The organism is Halovenus marina (assembly GCF_051414115.1).
Classification (GTDB): Archaea; Halobacteriota; Halobacteria; order Halobacteriales; family Haloarculaceae; genus Halovenus; species Halovenus marina.
Window position 1 is genome coordinate 400,589 of the sequence record NZ_JBLKNZ010000001.1, and the last position, 15,263, is coordinate 415,851.

At 60.5% G+C, this 15,263-nt stretch carries 11 protein-coding genes; 4 read left to right on the top strand and 7 right to left on the bottom strand.

What is annotated here, in order from left to right:
• On the bottom strand, positions 1–948 hold the full coding sequence (locus tag ACMGFL_RS02040; RefSeq protein WP_436933867.1) for an ABC transporter permease: 948 nt from the start codon (positions 946–948) through the stop codon (positions 1–3).
• 314 nt (positions 949–1,262) lie between these two features.
• Between ACMGFL_RS02040 and ACMGFL_RS02045 the strand changes: the two genes are divergently transcribed.
• The 4 genes from ACMGFL_RS02045 (at position 1,263) to ACMGFL_RS02060 (ending at position 7,330) form a co-directional block, all read left to right on the top strand.
• A complete protein-coding gene (locus tag ACMGFL_RS02045; RefSeq protein ID WP_436933868.1) occupies positions 1,263–3,029 on the top strand; it encodes an ABC transporter substrate-binding protein in 1,767 nt (588 codons plus the stop codon).
• A 111-nt stretch (positions 3,030–3,140) separates the two neighbouring features.
• Entirely contained in the window at positions 3,141–4,688 is a 1,548-nt protein-coding gene (locus ACMGFL_RS02050) for a M81 family metallopeptidase (protein ID WP_436933869.1), read from the top strand.
• Positions 4,689–4,881: 193 nt separating this feature from the next.
• Positions 4,882–6,246: an aspartate aminotransferase family protein gene (locus tag ACMGFL_RS02055; protein ID WP_436933870.1), complete on the top strand. Its 1,365-nt coding sequence runs from the start codon at positions 4,882–4,884 to the stop codon at positions 6,244–6,246.
• A gap of 319 nt (positions 6,247–6,565) precedes the next feature.
• Positions 6,566–7,330: an IclR family transcriptional regulator gene (locus tag ACMGFL_RS02060; protein ID WP_436933871.1), complete on the top strand. Its 765-nt coding sequence runs from the start codon at positions 6,566–6,568 to the stop codon at positions 7,328–7,330.
• Between the two features lie 166 nt (positions 7,331–7,496).
• Here ACMGFL_RS02060 and ACMGFL_RS02065 read toward each other — a convergent pair whose 3' ends face one another.
• The 6 genes from ACMGFL_RS02065 to ACMGFL_RS02090 all read right to left on the bottom strand — a co-directional run bounded on the left by ACMGFL_RS02065 (position 7,497) and on the right by ACMGFL_RS02090 (position 15,185).
• A complete protein-coding gene (locus ACMGFL_RS02065; RefSeq protein ID WP_436933872.1) occupies positions 7,497–9,443 on the bottom strand; it encodes an archaea-specific SMC-related protein in 1,947 nt (648 codons plus the stop codon).
• Positions 9,444–9,540: 97 nt separating this feature from the next.
• The gene (rdfA, locus tag ACMGFL_RS02070; RefSeq protein ID WP_436933873.1) at positions 9,541–10,152 is read right to left on the bottom strand and encodes a rod-determining factor RdfA; all 612 of its coding nucleotides are present in this window, start codon (positions 10,150–10,152) and stop codon (positions 9,541–9,543) included.
• A gap of 134 nt (positions 10,153–10,286) precedes the next feature.
• Positions 10,287–11,231, bottom strand: a complete 945-nt coding sequence (locus ACMGFL_RS02075; RefSeq protein WP_436933874.1) for a mannonate dehydratase — start codon at positions 11,229–11,231, stop codon at positions 10,287–10,289.
• A 1,006-nt stretch (positions 11,232–12,237) separates the two neighbouring features.
• Positions 12,238–13,332 (bottom strand): TrmB family transcriptional regulator, encoded by a 1,095-nt coding sequence (locus ACMGFL_RS02080; RefSeq protein ID WP_436933875.1) that lies wholly within the window; start codon positions 13,330–13,332, stop codon positions 12,238–12,240.
• A 48-nt stretch (positions 13,333–13,380) separates the two neighbouring features.
• On the bottom strand, positions 13,381–13,848 hold the full coding sequence (locus tag ACMGFL_RS02085) for a GNAT family N-acetyltransferase (RefSeq protein ID WP_436933876.1): 468 nt from the start codon (positions 13,846–13,848) through the stop codon (positions 13,381–13,383).
• Positions 13,845–15,185: a DUF92 domain-containing protein gene (locus ACMGFL_RS02090; RefSeq protein WP_436933877.1), complete on the bottom strand. Its 1,341-nt coding sequence runs from the start codon at positions 15,183–15,185 to the stop codon at positions 13,845–13,847. The genes ACMGFL_RS02085 and ACMGFL_RS02090 overlap by 4 nt, the downstream gene beginning before the upstream one ends.
• Between the last annotated feature and the right edge of the window lie 78 nt (positions 15,186–15,263).

Genomic DNA, 15,263 nt, shown 5'->3' on the forward strand with positions numbered 1-15,263 from the left:
TTAGTATTTGATTTTGGGGTCGAGGTAGCCGTATATCAGGTCGACGATCAGGTTCACGAAGATGAACGTCGCGACGAGGATCAGAAGCGACAGTTGCACCACCGGGTAGTCACGGCTCAGAAGCGAGTTGAGCAGCAACTCCCCGAGGCCGGGGTATGTGAACACCTGCTCGATGATGACGATGCCGCCGATCATGTATCCGAACTGGATGCCGATGATGGTGACTGTCGGCGGAAGCGCGTTTTTCAGCACGTACTTTCGGATGATCCGCTTCTGGGAGTGTCCGTACGCGTTCGCGGTCCTGACGTAATCCTTCCCGAGTTCTTCGAGCATCTCTGAGCGGATGTAGCGCGTGAAGATGGCTCCGTTGATGATGCCGATTGTCAGTGCGGGCAAAAACGCGTGGCGGAGATTCGCAATCGGGTCCTCCTTGAGCGGGACGTGTCCCGCCGGGGGCAGGACGTTGAGATAGCGCGCAAACACCAGAATCAACATGATCCCGAGCCAGAAGTTCGGGATCGAGACGCCGAACTGGGAGAAAAACAGCGCCGTGTAATCGCCCATCGAGTTGCGGTTGACGGCGGCGTAGATTCCGAGCGGAAAGGCGATCAGGATGCCGATGGAGATGCCCATGATGGCGAGTTGCATCGAGCGCGGGAACCGGGTGAAGACGAGTTCTCTGATCGGCTGTCCGTTGATGATGCTCTCGCCCCACTGCAGCGTCACGAGTTCCTGCATCCACGTGAAGTACTGCGTGAAAAACGGCTCGGTCAATCCAAGATCCTCCCTGAGGGCCTGGGCGGCCCCCTCCTCGGCAAACCGCCCCAGAATGATCTGCGCCGGGTCACCGGGGATGAGCCGAACGATCGAAAAGATGACCAGCGATGCCGCGAGCAGCAGCAACAGACTCACGAACACGCGCTTGATCGCGTATCCGGTCCAGCTCATGGGACCAGATCACCCACGCGATCGAGCGCAAAGACCGAGTGGTCGTGCGGTGTGGTTCTCGGTATCATCTATCCGCCCATTCACCACTCGCGTATATATATCTGATGGACCATCACGGTGTGAGTGCAGTACTCCCACCTGGGTAAGTACAGCACTTTCACCTGTGACACACTGACGCGAACGGATGACGTTCCTCGCCTGTGTTCGAGTGGTCGTCCCCCTTCGAGTGAGTCGTCTGAACGGCCGTGAGCCGCAATCTCGCATGTAACCCACCGAAAAACATAAATATATGAGCGGGGTGATTTCTTAACGTCATGGCTGACAAGAAACGCGTGCGTATATCGCCAGATGAGGCTGGACTGGACCGACGACAATTCCTGGCCGTTGCGAGCGTCCTGGCCGGGCCTGCACTCGCAGGCTGTCTCGGTGGAGACGACGATGGTGACGGCGATGGATCAGGCGACGGAAATGGTGACGGATCCGGTGACGGATCAGGCGACGGAAGTGGTGATGGATCCGGTGATGGATCAGGCGACGGAAGTGGTGACGGATCCGGCGATGGAAGCGGTGACGGCGACGGGTCAGGCGTACAGGAAGGCGGCACACTGAACGTCACGATGGGGTCCCCGCTCAGTGGTCTCGACCCGGCGTTCGCGGGCCTCTGGGTCGACTACTCCGTCGGGTCGCTGATGCACCAGCAGCTGTTCGAGGTGGACGACGAGTTCAACATGGTCGGGCTGCTCGCGGAAGACACGGAGATAAGCAACAACGGCCGCACGTGGGACATCACCCTCCGAGAGGGGGTCATGTTCCACCCGCCGTACGAGCGGGAGATGGTCGCCGAGGACGTCGTGTACAACTACGACCGGATCGCAGACCCGGACACCGGATCACCTCGAGCAGGACAGCTACAGCCGGTCGATAGCTGGGAGGCGGTCGACGACTACACGTTCCGGCTCGAACTGCCGCGGCGACTTCCGAGCCTCCCTGCCTGGCTCGGGTTCATGGGCCTGTCGGTGCTCTCGCCCGACGCACTGGAAGAGCGGGGTGACGCCCAGGAACATCCGGTCGGGACTGGCCCGTTCAAGTTCGAGAACTGGCAACCCCGGGAGGAACTCCGGATGTCCAAATTCGAGAACTACTGGGAAGAGGACGTGCCGCGAGTCGACGAAGTGGTACTCGCGCCGATCACCGAATCGGCGGCCCGGACGACGGCACTCACGGACGGAAGCGCCCACGTCGACAGGACGCCTCCGAAGGACAACCTCTCCAGCCTGGAGAACAACAGCGATATCACCGTTCAGCAGGTCGATGCCGGTGGCTACCGGATGCTCCACCTGAACCCGACGACGGATCCGGACGCCGGGCGCTCAGCGCAGAAGCCGACGACGGAACTGGAGGTGCGTCAGGCAGTTCAAGAGGCCATCGACCGGCCCGCGATGATCGAGTTCGTCGACAACGGATACGGGCGACCGACCCAGTCTTGGTTCCCCGAGAGCAGTTACTGGAGCGTCGATTACGCACCCTTCTCGATGGAAGCAAATCCGGAACGCGCAAAGGAACTCATCGAAGAGGCCGGATTCAGCACCCCACTCGATATCACAATCCTGTCCTCACCCGACGACCCGGCGCTCAGCGGCGTCGGTCAGGTGCTCGCGAGCAATCTCTCAGATGCCGGGTTCAACCCCAACCTGCAGGAACTGGAGATCGGGACGTGGGTCGGCCGCCTGTCGGCGCGGGAGTTCGACATCGCAGTCGACTGGAGCGTCTCGAATCTTCACCCTGGCGTCCTTCAGCGAGGCTACGACCAGGAGAACTTCCCGAGAGCGCTCACGCCCGTTCGCGGCATCTACGACGACGTCTTCGAGCACTGGGACGAGGCGGCTCAGGCAGGCAGCAGAGAGGAGCGCCAGCAGATCTACGCGGACCTGCAGGAGCGACTCGTCGACCTCTCGCTGAACATCCCCATCTATCACCGTGACCTCATCGAAGCCAACCGCAACACTGTCACCGACTACAACACACACCCGCACTTCCTCAACTGGATGCGAGCGGTCGATACCGCCTGGCTCGACGAGTAGCGCCGTCTGACGCTGTTTTACGCTAATTCCACGGTTCACTCGAAGACGTCGTTCTTCGCGATATTCGCTGGCGAGAGGAAAACATAAATACGTCACTGCCGACACCGACGTATGGCGAACGAAACGATAGTCGTCGCATCGTTCAGTCACGAGACCAATACGTTCGTGAAAAATCCGGTCGTGTCGGACCGGGGCGACTTTCAGGCCCGTCGGGAGTACTTCGGCGATGCCGTCGTCGAGAACCTCCGCGGGACCGAGACGATGGTCGGCGGTCTGATCGACGTCGCAGACGAGGAGGACGTCGATCTGCGTCCGATTCTCGCGGCGGGTGCGACGCCGGGCGCGCCGGTCGAACGGGAGACCTACGAGTTCTACTCGGACCGCATCGTCGAGGGGGTGCGCGAGCATCTCGACGACCTCGGCGGGGTGATACTCCCACTGCACGGCGCGATGGTGCCGGAACACCTCCACGACGGGGAGGGACCGCTCATCGCTCGCGTCCGCGATATCGTCGGGCCGGACGTTCCGATTTCGGTGACGCTTGACCTGCACGGCAACGTCACCGACGAGATGCTGGCAGAAGCCGACGCACTCGTCGGATACAAGGAGTATCCGCATCTCGACAAGGCTGAGACCGGACGGCTCGGGATGAACGTCCTGATCGATACGGTCCGCGGGGAGGTCGACCCCGTCATGCACGCCGAACGGCCGCCACAGATCCTCTATCAGCCAAAAGCCTACACACAGTCCGGACCGATGGCTGAAATCATGGAACAGGCCCGGGAGCACGAGCGCCGCGACGGAGTGTTGGGCGTCAGTGTCTTCGTCGGGTACTATCACGCGGACATTCCAGAGATGGGTGTCAGCACGCCGGTCATCACCGACGACGACCCCGCACTCGCACGCGAGGTCGCCCGTGACCTCGCCACGACGCTGTGGGAACGCCGGGCAGAGTTCGTCGAGGACTACCCCGACCCGGAGACGGCAGTTGCCGAGGCGAAGGCGCTGGCCGAAGGGGCTGACGACGACGCGGGCCCGGTCGTGATGGGCAACTTCGGGTCGAATCCCGGCGGTGGCGGTGCCTCCGATGGAACGACGATTCCGCGTGCCATGCTCGAACAGGGGGTCGAGAACGCTGGCTATGCAATCATGTACGACCCTGACGTCGTCGAGCAGTGTCTTGACGCAGGCGTCGGGAGCTCGCTCACCGTCACGCTCGGCGGGAAAACCGACGACCAGCACGGGGAACCGATCGAGGATCTTGACGTGTACGTGAAAGCAATCACTGACGGCCGGTACGTCAACACCGGCACCTCCCACGAGGGCTACGGGGTGCAAAATGACCTCGGCTCGACAGTTCATCTCACGTGTGGCACAGACCGCACCCTCGACGTGATCGTCTCCGGTGTTCGAGAGTCGGCGTTCGACGCCGAGGTGTGGCGACACATTGGGATCATGCCGGAGCGACTGGACGTGCTGTGTATCCCGAGTTTCATCGCGTTTCTGGGCGATTACAAACCCCTCTCTTCGGACGTCGTGCTCGCAGACACTCCCGGCGCAAGCGCGGTGAACCCCGCGCGATTCGAGTACGACCACATCCCGCGACCCCTGTACCCGCTCGATGACGACGCTGACATCACCTACCCCGACTGGGAGTGAGCGTTGAGTGTACGCTCGCAGGCACGATGACTTATCGGTCGGAAAAATATAAGGGGGAGAACCCGGGTAGTACCTGTATGGGTCAGCACGACCAGCCAAGCGGTATCTCTGTCGACGCTCCGCGTCGGCACTCTCTTCGAGGAACCGTGCAGAAACAGGCTGTAACCACTGGGACACGCTACAGGACAGGATCATGACATACGAACGGTACGGACAGCAGCCACTGGACGCGTACGCTCGCTCACTCGAACTGCAGGAAAACGCCATCGAGGAGATCCCGGAGGCGGCCTCCTCGAACTATCGGGGGAAGACCTCCTACGCCCCCTATCCCATGATCTACATGGAAGAAGGTGAGGGGGTCACCATCACGGACGTCGATGGCAACGAGTATATCGACTTTCACTGTGGTGTCTCCTCGATAATCAACGGCCACAACCCAGAACAGCAGTTGTCGGTCGTCCGCGAGCAACTCGACCGCGGCGCGTACTTCGCGACCACCTACGAACTGGAAGCCGAGACGGCGAGTCTCGTCAACGACCTGGTCCCCGGGAGTGACCGGACGAAGTTCATCAGCACTGGCACCGAAGCCGTCATGACCGCGATGCGACTCGCTCGCGCCTACACTGGCAAGGACAAGATCCTCAAGTTCGAGGGGATGTACCACGGTCACACCGACTACGCGCTGATGAACTACCACCCACCCACAGAGGCGCTCGGCACGCGGCGCAACCCTAACACCATCCCCGACGCGAACGGTATCCCACGAAAGACACTCGAAACCGTCGAGTCGATCCCGTGGAACGACATCGACCTGCTCGAGGAGAAACTCGACCGCGAGGGCGACGAGATTGCGGCCGTCATCACCGAAGCCACGCTGAGTAATTCCGGACTGCTCTGGCCCGAAGACGACTATCTCGACCGGCTTCGCGAACTCACCCGCGAGCACGACGTTCTGTTTATCCTCGACGAAGTCGTGACCGGGTTCCGGATCGCACTCGGCGGCGCGCAGGAGTACTTCGACATCGAACCGGATCTTGCCATCTACGGGAAATCGCTGGCGAACGGCTACCCGTGTGCGGCGGTGACCGGCCGCGAAGAGGTGATGGAGTTTATCGGGACAGGCTCAGACGAAGCGACGTTCATGGGGACGTTCTCGGGCCATCCGATGGCTGTGGCCGCGACAAAGGGGAACCTCGAACTGCTCGCCGACCGGGACGACGACGCGTACGAACGGCTCAGAGCGCGCGGTGAGACGCTCGTCTCTGGACTGCGCGATATCCTCGCTGATGCAGGCTACAACGCACTCGTGCCCGACTTCGCGGGCTTTACGTACGTGCACTTCTGTGACGAGGACTCGAATCCCGAGGAGTGGACAGAGTGGCGTGACGTCGACGGGAACATCGACATCGAGATGTACGAACGGTTCGCAAGTGAGGTAATCGGGGAAGGCGTGTTCTTCCCGCCAAAGTTCGGCCGAATCAACCTGACGCACGAACACACCGACGAACACATCGAAGCGGCGCTCGAAGCGAGCAAGACCGCCGCACAGCGGCTGTAACGTAACTCCGTTCGCGCGTGTCGGCCGCTGCTCTCGTTGTATCCAAAATGACTACCACGGTAGCCACGACTTCCCCCAGTCTGCGATGAACAGTTGAGTTTCCAGTACGGTTCTTGCGAGAGCGACAGCCAACGCTGGACCGAACGGAGCACAACTGCCGTCCAGTGATAGTGGACGAGAGGCTACTGGCTGTGATGGGGTATCCGTCGGATATTCGCCCGCACTGCAATTTATTACGGAAATAGTGTACTAAAATAATACTGTCTCTGTCCACTGATGGTGAACAACGCTTTTGAGGCTCCACGGTGAACAGCGACGTATGACAAGCAAGGGAACGAAACCGGTCGGAGCCCTGGTGACCACGTTCGACGTTCTCGAGGCGCTGAAAGCGCTCGACGGCGCTGGTGTCACAGAGCTTTCGAACCATCTGGAGATCCCCAAGAGCACGGTCCACAGCCATCTGAATACGCTGGAGGAGCACGGATACGTGACCAACAGCGGTGACGAGTACCGACTCGGGCTGAAGCTGTTGAACATGGGCGGATACGCACGCGAGCAGCGCGAACTCTACCAGACTGCAAAGCCGGAGATAGAGGAATTAGGTGAGCGAACCGGTGAGTGGGCAAACCTTCTCGTCGAGGAACACGGGCGCGGGATCTATCTGCACGTGACGAAGGGGGATCGTGCGGTGGAGTTGGACGTGTACCCCGGCAAGCAGGTGTATCTGCACAGTACGGCGCTTGGCAAGGCGATTCTGTCTCATATGTCCGACGAGGAGGTGCAACGAGTCATCGACCTGCACGGATTGCCCGCGGTAAGCGACCAGACGGTGACCGAGGAGGCCGCGCTGTTCGAGCGCCTCGACGAGATCCGTGACCGAGGATACGCGTACGACCGCGAGGAACGACTGCAGGGGTTGCGGTGTGTCGCCGCTCCGGTTGTATTCGACAACGACCACGTGGTCGGTGCCGTCAGCGTGTCCGGGCCGACCGGCCGGTTGAAAGGCGAGTGGTTCGAGGAAGAACTACCAGAGCTCGTGACGAATATCGCGAACGTCATCGGCATCAACCTGACCTACTCCTGAGCGTACTGTCGATCCACATGTCCACTCTGAAGGGACGCGTGACAATTCGAGATCGCCTGATAGCTTGGATCGGTCTGTCAACATTACGGGTGTATGCGTGTAATGAACAAGTGGGATACACGCACAGCGACGACAAGCCGAGGCGACAGACGCGACGCCGAAGGACTCAGATCTCGGAGATGTACTGGTAGGAATCGTCGACGGCTTCGGCATCTTCAGGCAGCAGCGTCACGACCAGATACTCCGCGTACTCCGCGAGATAGTCGAGTAGCGAGTCGATTCGCTGGGCGTCGATCGCATCGAGTGAGTCCAGCAGAATAAAGGGGACTTCCTCGTGGACGTCGTGGACCAGATAGCCAGCGAGCGCGAATACGAGCGCGGTCACCTCACGCTCGCTTTCGCTCAGATTCTCGAACTCGTCCTCGTAGGTGACGCCGTCGTCGGTGCTTCGGACGACGTGAAGCTGGAACACCGTTTCGGTGACTTTCCGTCGGCCCTGTTTGGTCTCCTGTTCGATCCGGTCGATCCAGATCCGGTCGAGATTTTCGTACTCCAGAATGTCGAGTACGGCTTCCATGTGCGCGTTGAACTCGGTGACCGCCTGCTCCTCGATGCGGTCGACCCGCGTCCGGAGTTCGGTAAGCTGTTCGGTGAGTTGCTCCCGGCGTTCCTCGAGCTCTGACCGTTCCTCGATCGTGGTCTCGATCTCTTCGATCTGTTCGGTGATACTCTCGCGGTTGTCTTCGAGGCGACTGACCTCGAACTCCAGTTCGTTGACTTCGCGCTCCAGGTCGAGCACCTCGGACATGTCCTCGCGTTCGAGCTGTGTGACTTCCTCCTCGAGCTGGTCGATCTCCTCCTCGAGTCGCTCTCGCTCTGTCTCGAGTTCGTCGAGTTTCGCCTCCCGGGTTTCGATCTCGTCTTCGACGTCGGAGAGCTTCTGTTCGACCGTCTCGCGGCGCTGCTGCCGGTCTTCCAGCGTCGAGCGTTCCTCGGTCAGTTCAGCGAGTTCTTCGTCGATCTGCTGTTGGGTGCTGTACTTGGTCTGTCGGAGTTCCCGGAGTGCAGCGAGCGTCTCCTGAATCCGGTCCTGGGCGACGGCTGTTCCGCAGGTCCAGCACACGGTTTCGTCGGTTTCGAGAAGCTGGTCGGTGACCGCTTCGTTCCCGTCATCCTCCTGGAGTGCGCTCGCGATTTCCTCGTTGTCACCGTCGAGCATATCCTCGTTGAACTGGATGACGTTCTGCAGCGAACTCAGGTCCGATTCGAGCTGCTGTTTCTGCGAGCGCAGCCGCGATATCTCCGTCTCGATCTCGTCGATATCGGCGGCGACATCGTCGGGGAGTTCCACTGTTGCCTCGGTGAGTTCCTCGTGCTCGCCCCGGAGCGAATCGAGACTCTCTCGCTGGCTGTCGATCTGAAACTCCACGGTGTCGAGGTCTGACCGGCGCTCCTGCAGTTCGTCCATCTTCGCGTCGAGTTCGGAGTTTTCCGCTCGCACCTCGTCTGCTTCGTCGGAGTGGTCTGCGAGTTCTTCGCGTTTGGCTGCCAGGTTCTCCTGTTCGGTTTCGATCTCCGTTTCGAGTTCGGACCGGCGTTGTTTGAGGTCTGCGAGTTCGCTCTGGAGGTCGGATTGGGCGTCGATCTGCTCGGTGATCTCGGCTTTTTCGGATTGGAGACGGCTGATCTCCGCCTGAATCGCGTCCGTATCGACCGGTCGCATCACGATATCGCGGAGGTTCCCGCCGAGTTCGACCGTCCGACGCGCCTCGTTCGAACTGAGCAAAAAGGCAAACAGGTCGGCCAGTTCGATGTCGTCCTGATAGGGCTCGCCCGTGAACTGCACGTCACCGTTCTGCCGCGATAGCTCGACTGTGGCCGTTTTATCACCGATCTTCAGGGAGACCGACCCGCTCTCTGCGTCGCTTTTCAGCGAGACGTTCGTGCTGCCCAGCCCGGCCATGATCGCCTGCAACAGCGACGTCTTGTGCGTCGCGTTTCGGCCGGTGAGAATGGTTATCCCCGGCTCGAACGTGACCTCCGTTCGGTCTATCCCCCCGATGTTGTTCGCCCGAACCTCCACCCGTTCCTCTGCAACTGGTTTCTGTTCCATGTCAGTATCTCTTGTTCTATTCAATATAAATCATTTCGTCTTTCGACCCACAATTACACTCGTATATCTGTAATGACGTGTCGGCGTTCGCGGCGTATCACTCGCACTCACACCCGCCCGCAGCGAGTAATTCGGACAGTTGCGTCTGTGTCTCACACTCACTGCAGTAGACCTGAACATCGACGAAGATATCGTAGGAACCTCCGCTGAGATGACCCGCATTCTGGAGTTCAGAGAGGGTGTTTTCGACTACTGCAGTCGTTCGGCCACGAAGTCGCTCGATCCGCTCTTTCCCCGTTTCGACCGGGTCGGCAGTCTCGACGTCCTTCGAGACGTCGAGTGCATCCGTGAGATACGTATGGACTGCCTGATGGGTGACGAAGTCGTCTTCTAGGCGGTCGACATCGATGCCAGCACGTGTCAGTCGACTTCGCTGTTGGGTCTGCATCCCCACACTCACGTCGTCGCCGGTAAGCAGCCGATACGCGTTCTCCGATTCACCGTCGAGCGGTGTCTCGCCAGCGTCCTCCATCGCCCGCTCGAGAACGGCGATATTGATGTGGTCGGCCAGTTCGCGAAGGCTCATCGGGTCACTGGACTCCCCCCGCCACAGGTCCGGCAAGGAATCGTGGAGGTCGAGCAGGTCGTACTCGCTCAACACGCGTCCGACCTTGTATCGCTTGTTACACTCACGGGTTTGTTCGGACATGTATACACGGACCGGCGCAGCGATATTTATAGCTTCTGCCTCACAAGTAAATCGATTCCCTCACAAGTCTCGTTCGCAGGCGCATCTGCCGAACTGCAGATAGCGTGAGTGATTACGTCCGGGTTGCGTGCCCTCTACTCCAGCAGCCCCTTGATGTAACCGATAGCGAACAGACGACCCATGTCGGTGTACCCGGCCATGACCGCGTCACGGTCGTCCTCACCGACCATCCGGGGGACGTGGTCGGGGCGGATCGGGCCGTCGAAGCCGATGTCCTGGTAGGCGTCAATCGCCGCCTGCATGTCCGTCGGCCCCTCGTCGTGCCAGGTTTCGACGAAGGAGTCGGCGGTTCCCTCGACGTCCCGGAAGTGGACGAAGTGGATCCGGTCGCCGAACTCCTCGACGACCGCCGGAATGTCCACGTTCATCGCCGAAAAGTTGCCCTGACAGAGCGTGACCCCGTGGCGCGGTGAGTCGTGCAGGTCGAGAATCCGGCGGTACTCGTCGACGCTGGTGACGATACGGGGCACCCCGCGGATCGGTGAGTGGGGTGGGTCGTCAGGATGGAGAGCCATGTTCACGCCCGCTTCCTCGGCGACCGGAACGACCTCGTCGAGGAAGTACTCGAGGTTCGACCAGAGTTCCGCCTCGGTGATCCCCGCGGCCGGGTGGTCGGGCGCGCGCTCCATCCACTCGTGGTCGTAGCCGATGCGCTTCGAGCCGCCACGGCCCGGCAGCGAGTCGGAAGTTCGGAGGACGCCGAGCGGGAGTTCGGTCCACACCCAGCAGTAGGTGTCGATCCCGAGTCGTCCCATGTTCCGGAGCAGCCGTTTGACCGTCGCTATCTCCTCGTCGCGACCCTCTTCACCGAGAACTGTCCGCTCCATCGGCGGACGGTCCTCGACGACCGAAAGCGAGAGCCCGTGGTCTTCGAACCGGGCGGCGGTCTGCTGGAGCGTCTCGTAGGTCCACCACTCGTCGACGCCCCAGAAGCGAACGACTGCGGTGTCGAGACCGAGTTGCTGTGCGATCGTCCACCGCCGGTCGGGTTCCGGCGGCAGCATGACTGTCGGGTCCATGTATCACCTGACAGGCCCGGAACCTATTGGTGTTTCGGGGTCATGTCGACCGCAAGCGCTCGATACGCCCGCGTCTCAGACCACGAACGCTGGGGACAGAGAAGGGAATACCTGAGTCCCAGCCTTCCGTCACTATCTGTTCGGGTATACACGAGAGCGACAATCGTTCACGAGAGGACCACCGCTGACAGCAAGGCAAGCCCCGCCGAATCTAAAAGAGCCCATTTATATAATATTTCAAGTATATATGTATCTCTGATATTTATATATTCGCCTATTACTTTCCAATCTTCACTGATATACCCATCGATAAAAATATTGTATGTTCTACAGGGATAAATTAATAATTGCTAATAAAATATGCGCCTATTCCGACAAAATACGAAAAATATAGTCGCTGTTTTGATTGCACAGGTAGATTCGAACGACTCTTCAGAATGCGACTTCGACTCCAGAACTATTCACCAGTAATCGGTCTATATTTGTCGAGTTATTCTCGAAATCCATCTCGTCAGCTTTGATCTCGACCGATGACTGTCTCGGTCATCCGGTACTGACGTCCGCTCTCGATACTGACCCGGGAAATATATATTATCTTATTTTACTTCTAATCTACCATATTCTTGTTATTTATCTTTGGTTGAATGAGACGCTCCGAAGCGGGCTGTCGTCTCCATAGTAGACAGTCCTCAGGGCATAGAAACTGAGCCCTTCGGAATTTTTTAATGATGGAAGAAACAGCTTGTACCGCTGCGGGAAACCGCAGGTATGGCCGAGACGCCACACTGCGACGCTGATATCCGACGTGCTGCGGTCGTCGGCCAATACGATCGATCGGACCGGTCACGGTGTCGGTCTATCACAGCCCCCTATCCCGGTCGATGGTCGCGCACGTCGGGGATACCCCGGCATCGTTTCGAAAGCAGTTGGTGCTGTGCGTGCGGGCCAGCATCGCCCCCCACTTCCGCCGGTATTTATCTGCGTTCGCTGACCCCGTCGAGACCGATCAGTCGGCGAACCGGAGTGTCACGTCAGTCGCCCCGTAGTCGTCGAAGTACGGTCCCATCTCTGTGGGTCGTTCCGGCGAGATGTTTCCGCCGACAGTCGCGAGCCCATCGTCTGTCTCGATGACGAGCGCGCATTCGATCGGGATGTCGTACTCGGTGGGTTCGATGAGTGCCTGCTTGACCGAGCGGACCGGGGCCGACTCGAAGGTAGTCTCCGCTCTGGTTTCGAGATCGATCACCGACAGGTCGGCAACGAGTGGCGTGTCTGACTGGAGATACAGGGTCGCCGTCGTCACCGCCGTTCGAAAGTTTGTGAACGACCGGGGCAAATCCAGTGGTTCTGCGATCATCTTCTCCTCACCCAGCGGCCAGACGTTGCTGATCACGTGCGACGAGAGCATGCCGCCGACGGCATGCTGGGTGAAGGCAAAGGCGTGTGAGTCGTCCGGGTTTGCGAGCGCGTTGTGGGTTCCGAACAGGCCAGCGACCCCGTCTCGAAGGACGAGCAAGGACGGGTAGCCCGACCAGCCCCGAAGCACGTCGAAGTACTCCGCTGGCCGGTCGAGACTCGCGAGCGTTTCTTCGATCGCTTTCTCGGTCCCGAACAGCAGACAGTAGACCATCACGTCACGGCGCTGTGCCGCTTCGAGCAGGTCGAGGATCCGGGACAGCGATTGTGCCGGAACGACGAGCAACAGTTCCGTTTCGGCCGTCTCGATGTGGTCGGTTACGCGTCGCCGGACCGTCCGGGGGACGTTGATGACCTCGAATCCAGCCTTCCCCGTCGCCGTTCTGTCGTATATCGAGGACGCCGCCTCCTCGAACGACTCGATCCGTGTCGTGAGGGCATCGGCGGTCTCTCCCGGAGGTCGCGCACGCAACACCGTCGGCGTCTCGCTTTCGTCTATCGTCAACAGGTCCCGGTCTGCGAGCCTGTTTGCGATCTCGTAGACGTAACTCTGTGAGATGTTCCCCGCCTCGGCGACTGTCCCCATCGTCGCCGACTCCTGTTTGAGCACCGTGATGTATGCCTCGATTTCCTTCTCGGAGAGGCCAATCGTCTGAAGCGCCTCCCGAACCGTCCGTTCGCTCATGGACTGCCTTTCGGCAGTCACGGATAAAACTGTTCTCCGCGAGCGTACTCAGTCGGCGCCGTCAAGTCTTCGCTCGAAGATGATCCCGTCCCCGTCCTCGAACTGGTCGGGCGCACGATCGACGGCCGCGAAGCCGTGGCGCTGATAAAACCGGTGGACACGCTCGTCTGCCGCGTGAGCGGTGAGTCGCACGTGTGTGTATCCCTCCTGTGCGAGGTCCTCGCAGACGGCTTCGAGCAGTGTCGACCCGTACCCCTCGTTCTGTCGGTCGGGGGAAACGGCGAGTTCGGGCAGATAGGCCGTCTCACCGCCCGGGATGTAGACCACGTAGCCGACCGGTTTGCACCGGGACCGCTCGACAGTAGCCTGGCGCTTCTCTGCTGTGATGACGACACACGATAAGATCCCCTCGACCGCCGCTGGTAGGAGTTCTGGCCACGGCTCTGCGAGTGCCGTTTGCTGGATCTCCCGCAGCACGTCCATATCTTCGGGCCGTGCGGGTCGAACAGGGCTCATAGGGCGAACCCGAAGGCGACGGCGACGGCCCCCCCGAAGAGCGCTGCCGCGAGCGTCGCCAGGAAGTTCACGCCCTGATTGCCGACGTAGCGTCCCTCGATGAGCGCGCCGAGCAGGCTGTCGACGGTCATCCCGACCGCACCTGCGGCGACGATGGCCGCGGCCGGAACCGTCGTCACGCCGCCGAATCCGACGAACGCAATCGCGGCGATGAGGGTAGCGCCCACCAGCCCGGCGAGTTCGCCCTGCCACGTGACTGCGCCGTCGGTCCCCGGTTCGACGACATCGAGTGAGACGATCAGACGCGGATTGTCGTAGAGACCACCGATCTCACTGGAGAGTGTATCCGCGAGTGCGGTACTGACAGCGCCAGCGAACGCAAAGAAAAAGACTGCCTCAGAGAGCCCAGCAATCGGACTGGCGGCGGCAGCGAGCACTGCGACGAGCGCGACGAGGGAGTTTGCGAGCACGTTGCCGGACCCTCGCGCCCCTTCGTTTTCCTGCGCGATCCCTCGGTCCAGCTTCTGGTCGTACCGGAACTTCGAGGAGAGACCGCCGATCCCGAAGAAGGCGATCAGCATGGCGAACCAGCCGTAATCGCCCAAGACGATGGTCAGCAGGCCGAGCAGGACGCCGGTGATCATCCCCGGCAGCGAGGCGGTATCGAGCGCGAAGGAGGCGTAGCCGAGCACGGCCGTCACGACGAGCGCAACGGCGATCTGTTGGGTCGAGATGTCGAGCGGAAAGCCAGCGATGAGCCACAGCACCAGCGCGACGACGACGAGCACGAGCGCGTCGTCGTGTTTGAAAAACGTCTCGCGGAGCAGGGCGGCGATGAGACTCCCACTCGCCCCGAGAAAGGCCACTGTCTGCCACGCGACGCTCATCCCGCCGAGTTCGATTGCGAGCAGTTGGCCGCCGGTTCCGAGGAGAAAGCCACCGAGGACGAACCCGCCCGCTGCGACGACGCGCTCGTGGGTCACCGTGCGAACCAGATGGCCGGTCAGATTGCCGAAGGTGAGCAAAAAGACCGTCCCGACGTAGACGTGAGTCGGCATCCCAAACTCGACGGTGAAGATGGCGAGTCCGGCGGCGGTGAGTGCGAACCCGGCAAGCCCGTAGAGTTTGCCGTGGCGACGGTCACCCGGTCGAGCGAACAACTCGAACAGGACGTTCTGTGACCGCACGGTGAGTGCGAACATCGCGACGACGAGAAACGGGCCGATAGCGACGACTGTCGCCAGCGCTGGGTCCTCGTTTTGGCCGATGAGTGGGATCACGAGCGCGAGCGTACCGACGAGCGCGAAGGCGACTGCACGCCGGACGGGAGATGTCACTATCGGCGGTATAGCCGACCAGTACTTACCATTTCCGGACTGGCCGACGAAGATGTCGGCAGACAAATAGCATATCGA

Excerpts from the sequence above, each read along its gene's own strand:
- ACMGFL_RS02040 (WP_436933867.1), bottom strand. The coding sequence starts at position 948 with ATGAGCTGGACCGGATACGCGATCAAGCGCGTGTTCGTGAGTCTGTTG.
- ACMGFL_RS02045 (WP_436933868.1), top strand. The coding sequence starts at position 1,263 with ATGGCTGACAAGAAACGCGTGCGTATATCGCCAGATGAGGCTGGACTG.
- ACMGFL_RS02050 (WP_436933869.1), top strand. The coding sequence starts at position 3,141 with ATGGCGAACGAAACGATAGTCGTCGCATCGTTCAGTCACGAGACCAAT.
- ACMGFL_RS02055 (WP_436933870.1), top strand. The coding sequence starts at position 4,882 with ATGACATACGAACGGTACGGACAGCAGCCACTGGACGCGTACGCTCGC.
- ACMGFL_RS02060 (WP_436933871.1), top strand. The coding sequence starts at position 6,566 with ATGACAAGCAAGGGAACGAAACCGGTCGGAGCCCTGGTGACCACGTTC.
- ACMGFL_RS02065 (WP_436933872.1), bottom strand. The coding sequence starts at position 9,443 with ATGGAACAGAAACCAGTTGCAGAGGAACGGGTGGAGGTTCGGGCGAAC.
- rdfA (WP_436933873.1), bottom strand. The coding sequence starts at position 10,152 with ATGTCCGAACAAACCCGTGAGTGTAACAAGCGATACAAGGTCGGACGC.
- ACMGFL_RS02075 (WP_436933874.1), bottom strand. The coding sequence starts at position 11,231 with ATGGACCCGACAGTCATGCTGCCGCCGGAACCCGACCGGCGGTGGACG.
- ACMGFL_RS02080 (WP_436933875.1), bottom strand. The coding sequence starts at position 13,332 with ATGAGCGAACGGACGGTTCGGGAGGCGCTTCAGACGATTGGCCTCTCC.
- ACMGFL_RS02085 (WP_436933876.1), bottom strand. The coding sequence starts at position 13,848 with ATGAGCCCTGTTCGACCCGCACGGCCCGAAGATATGGACGTGCTGCGG.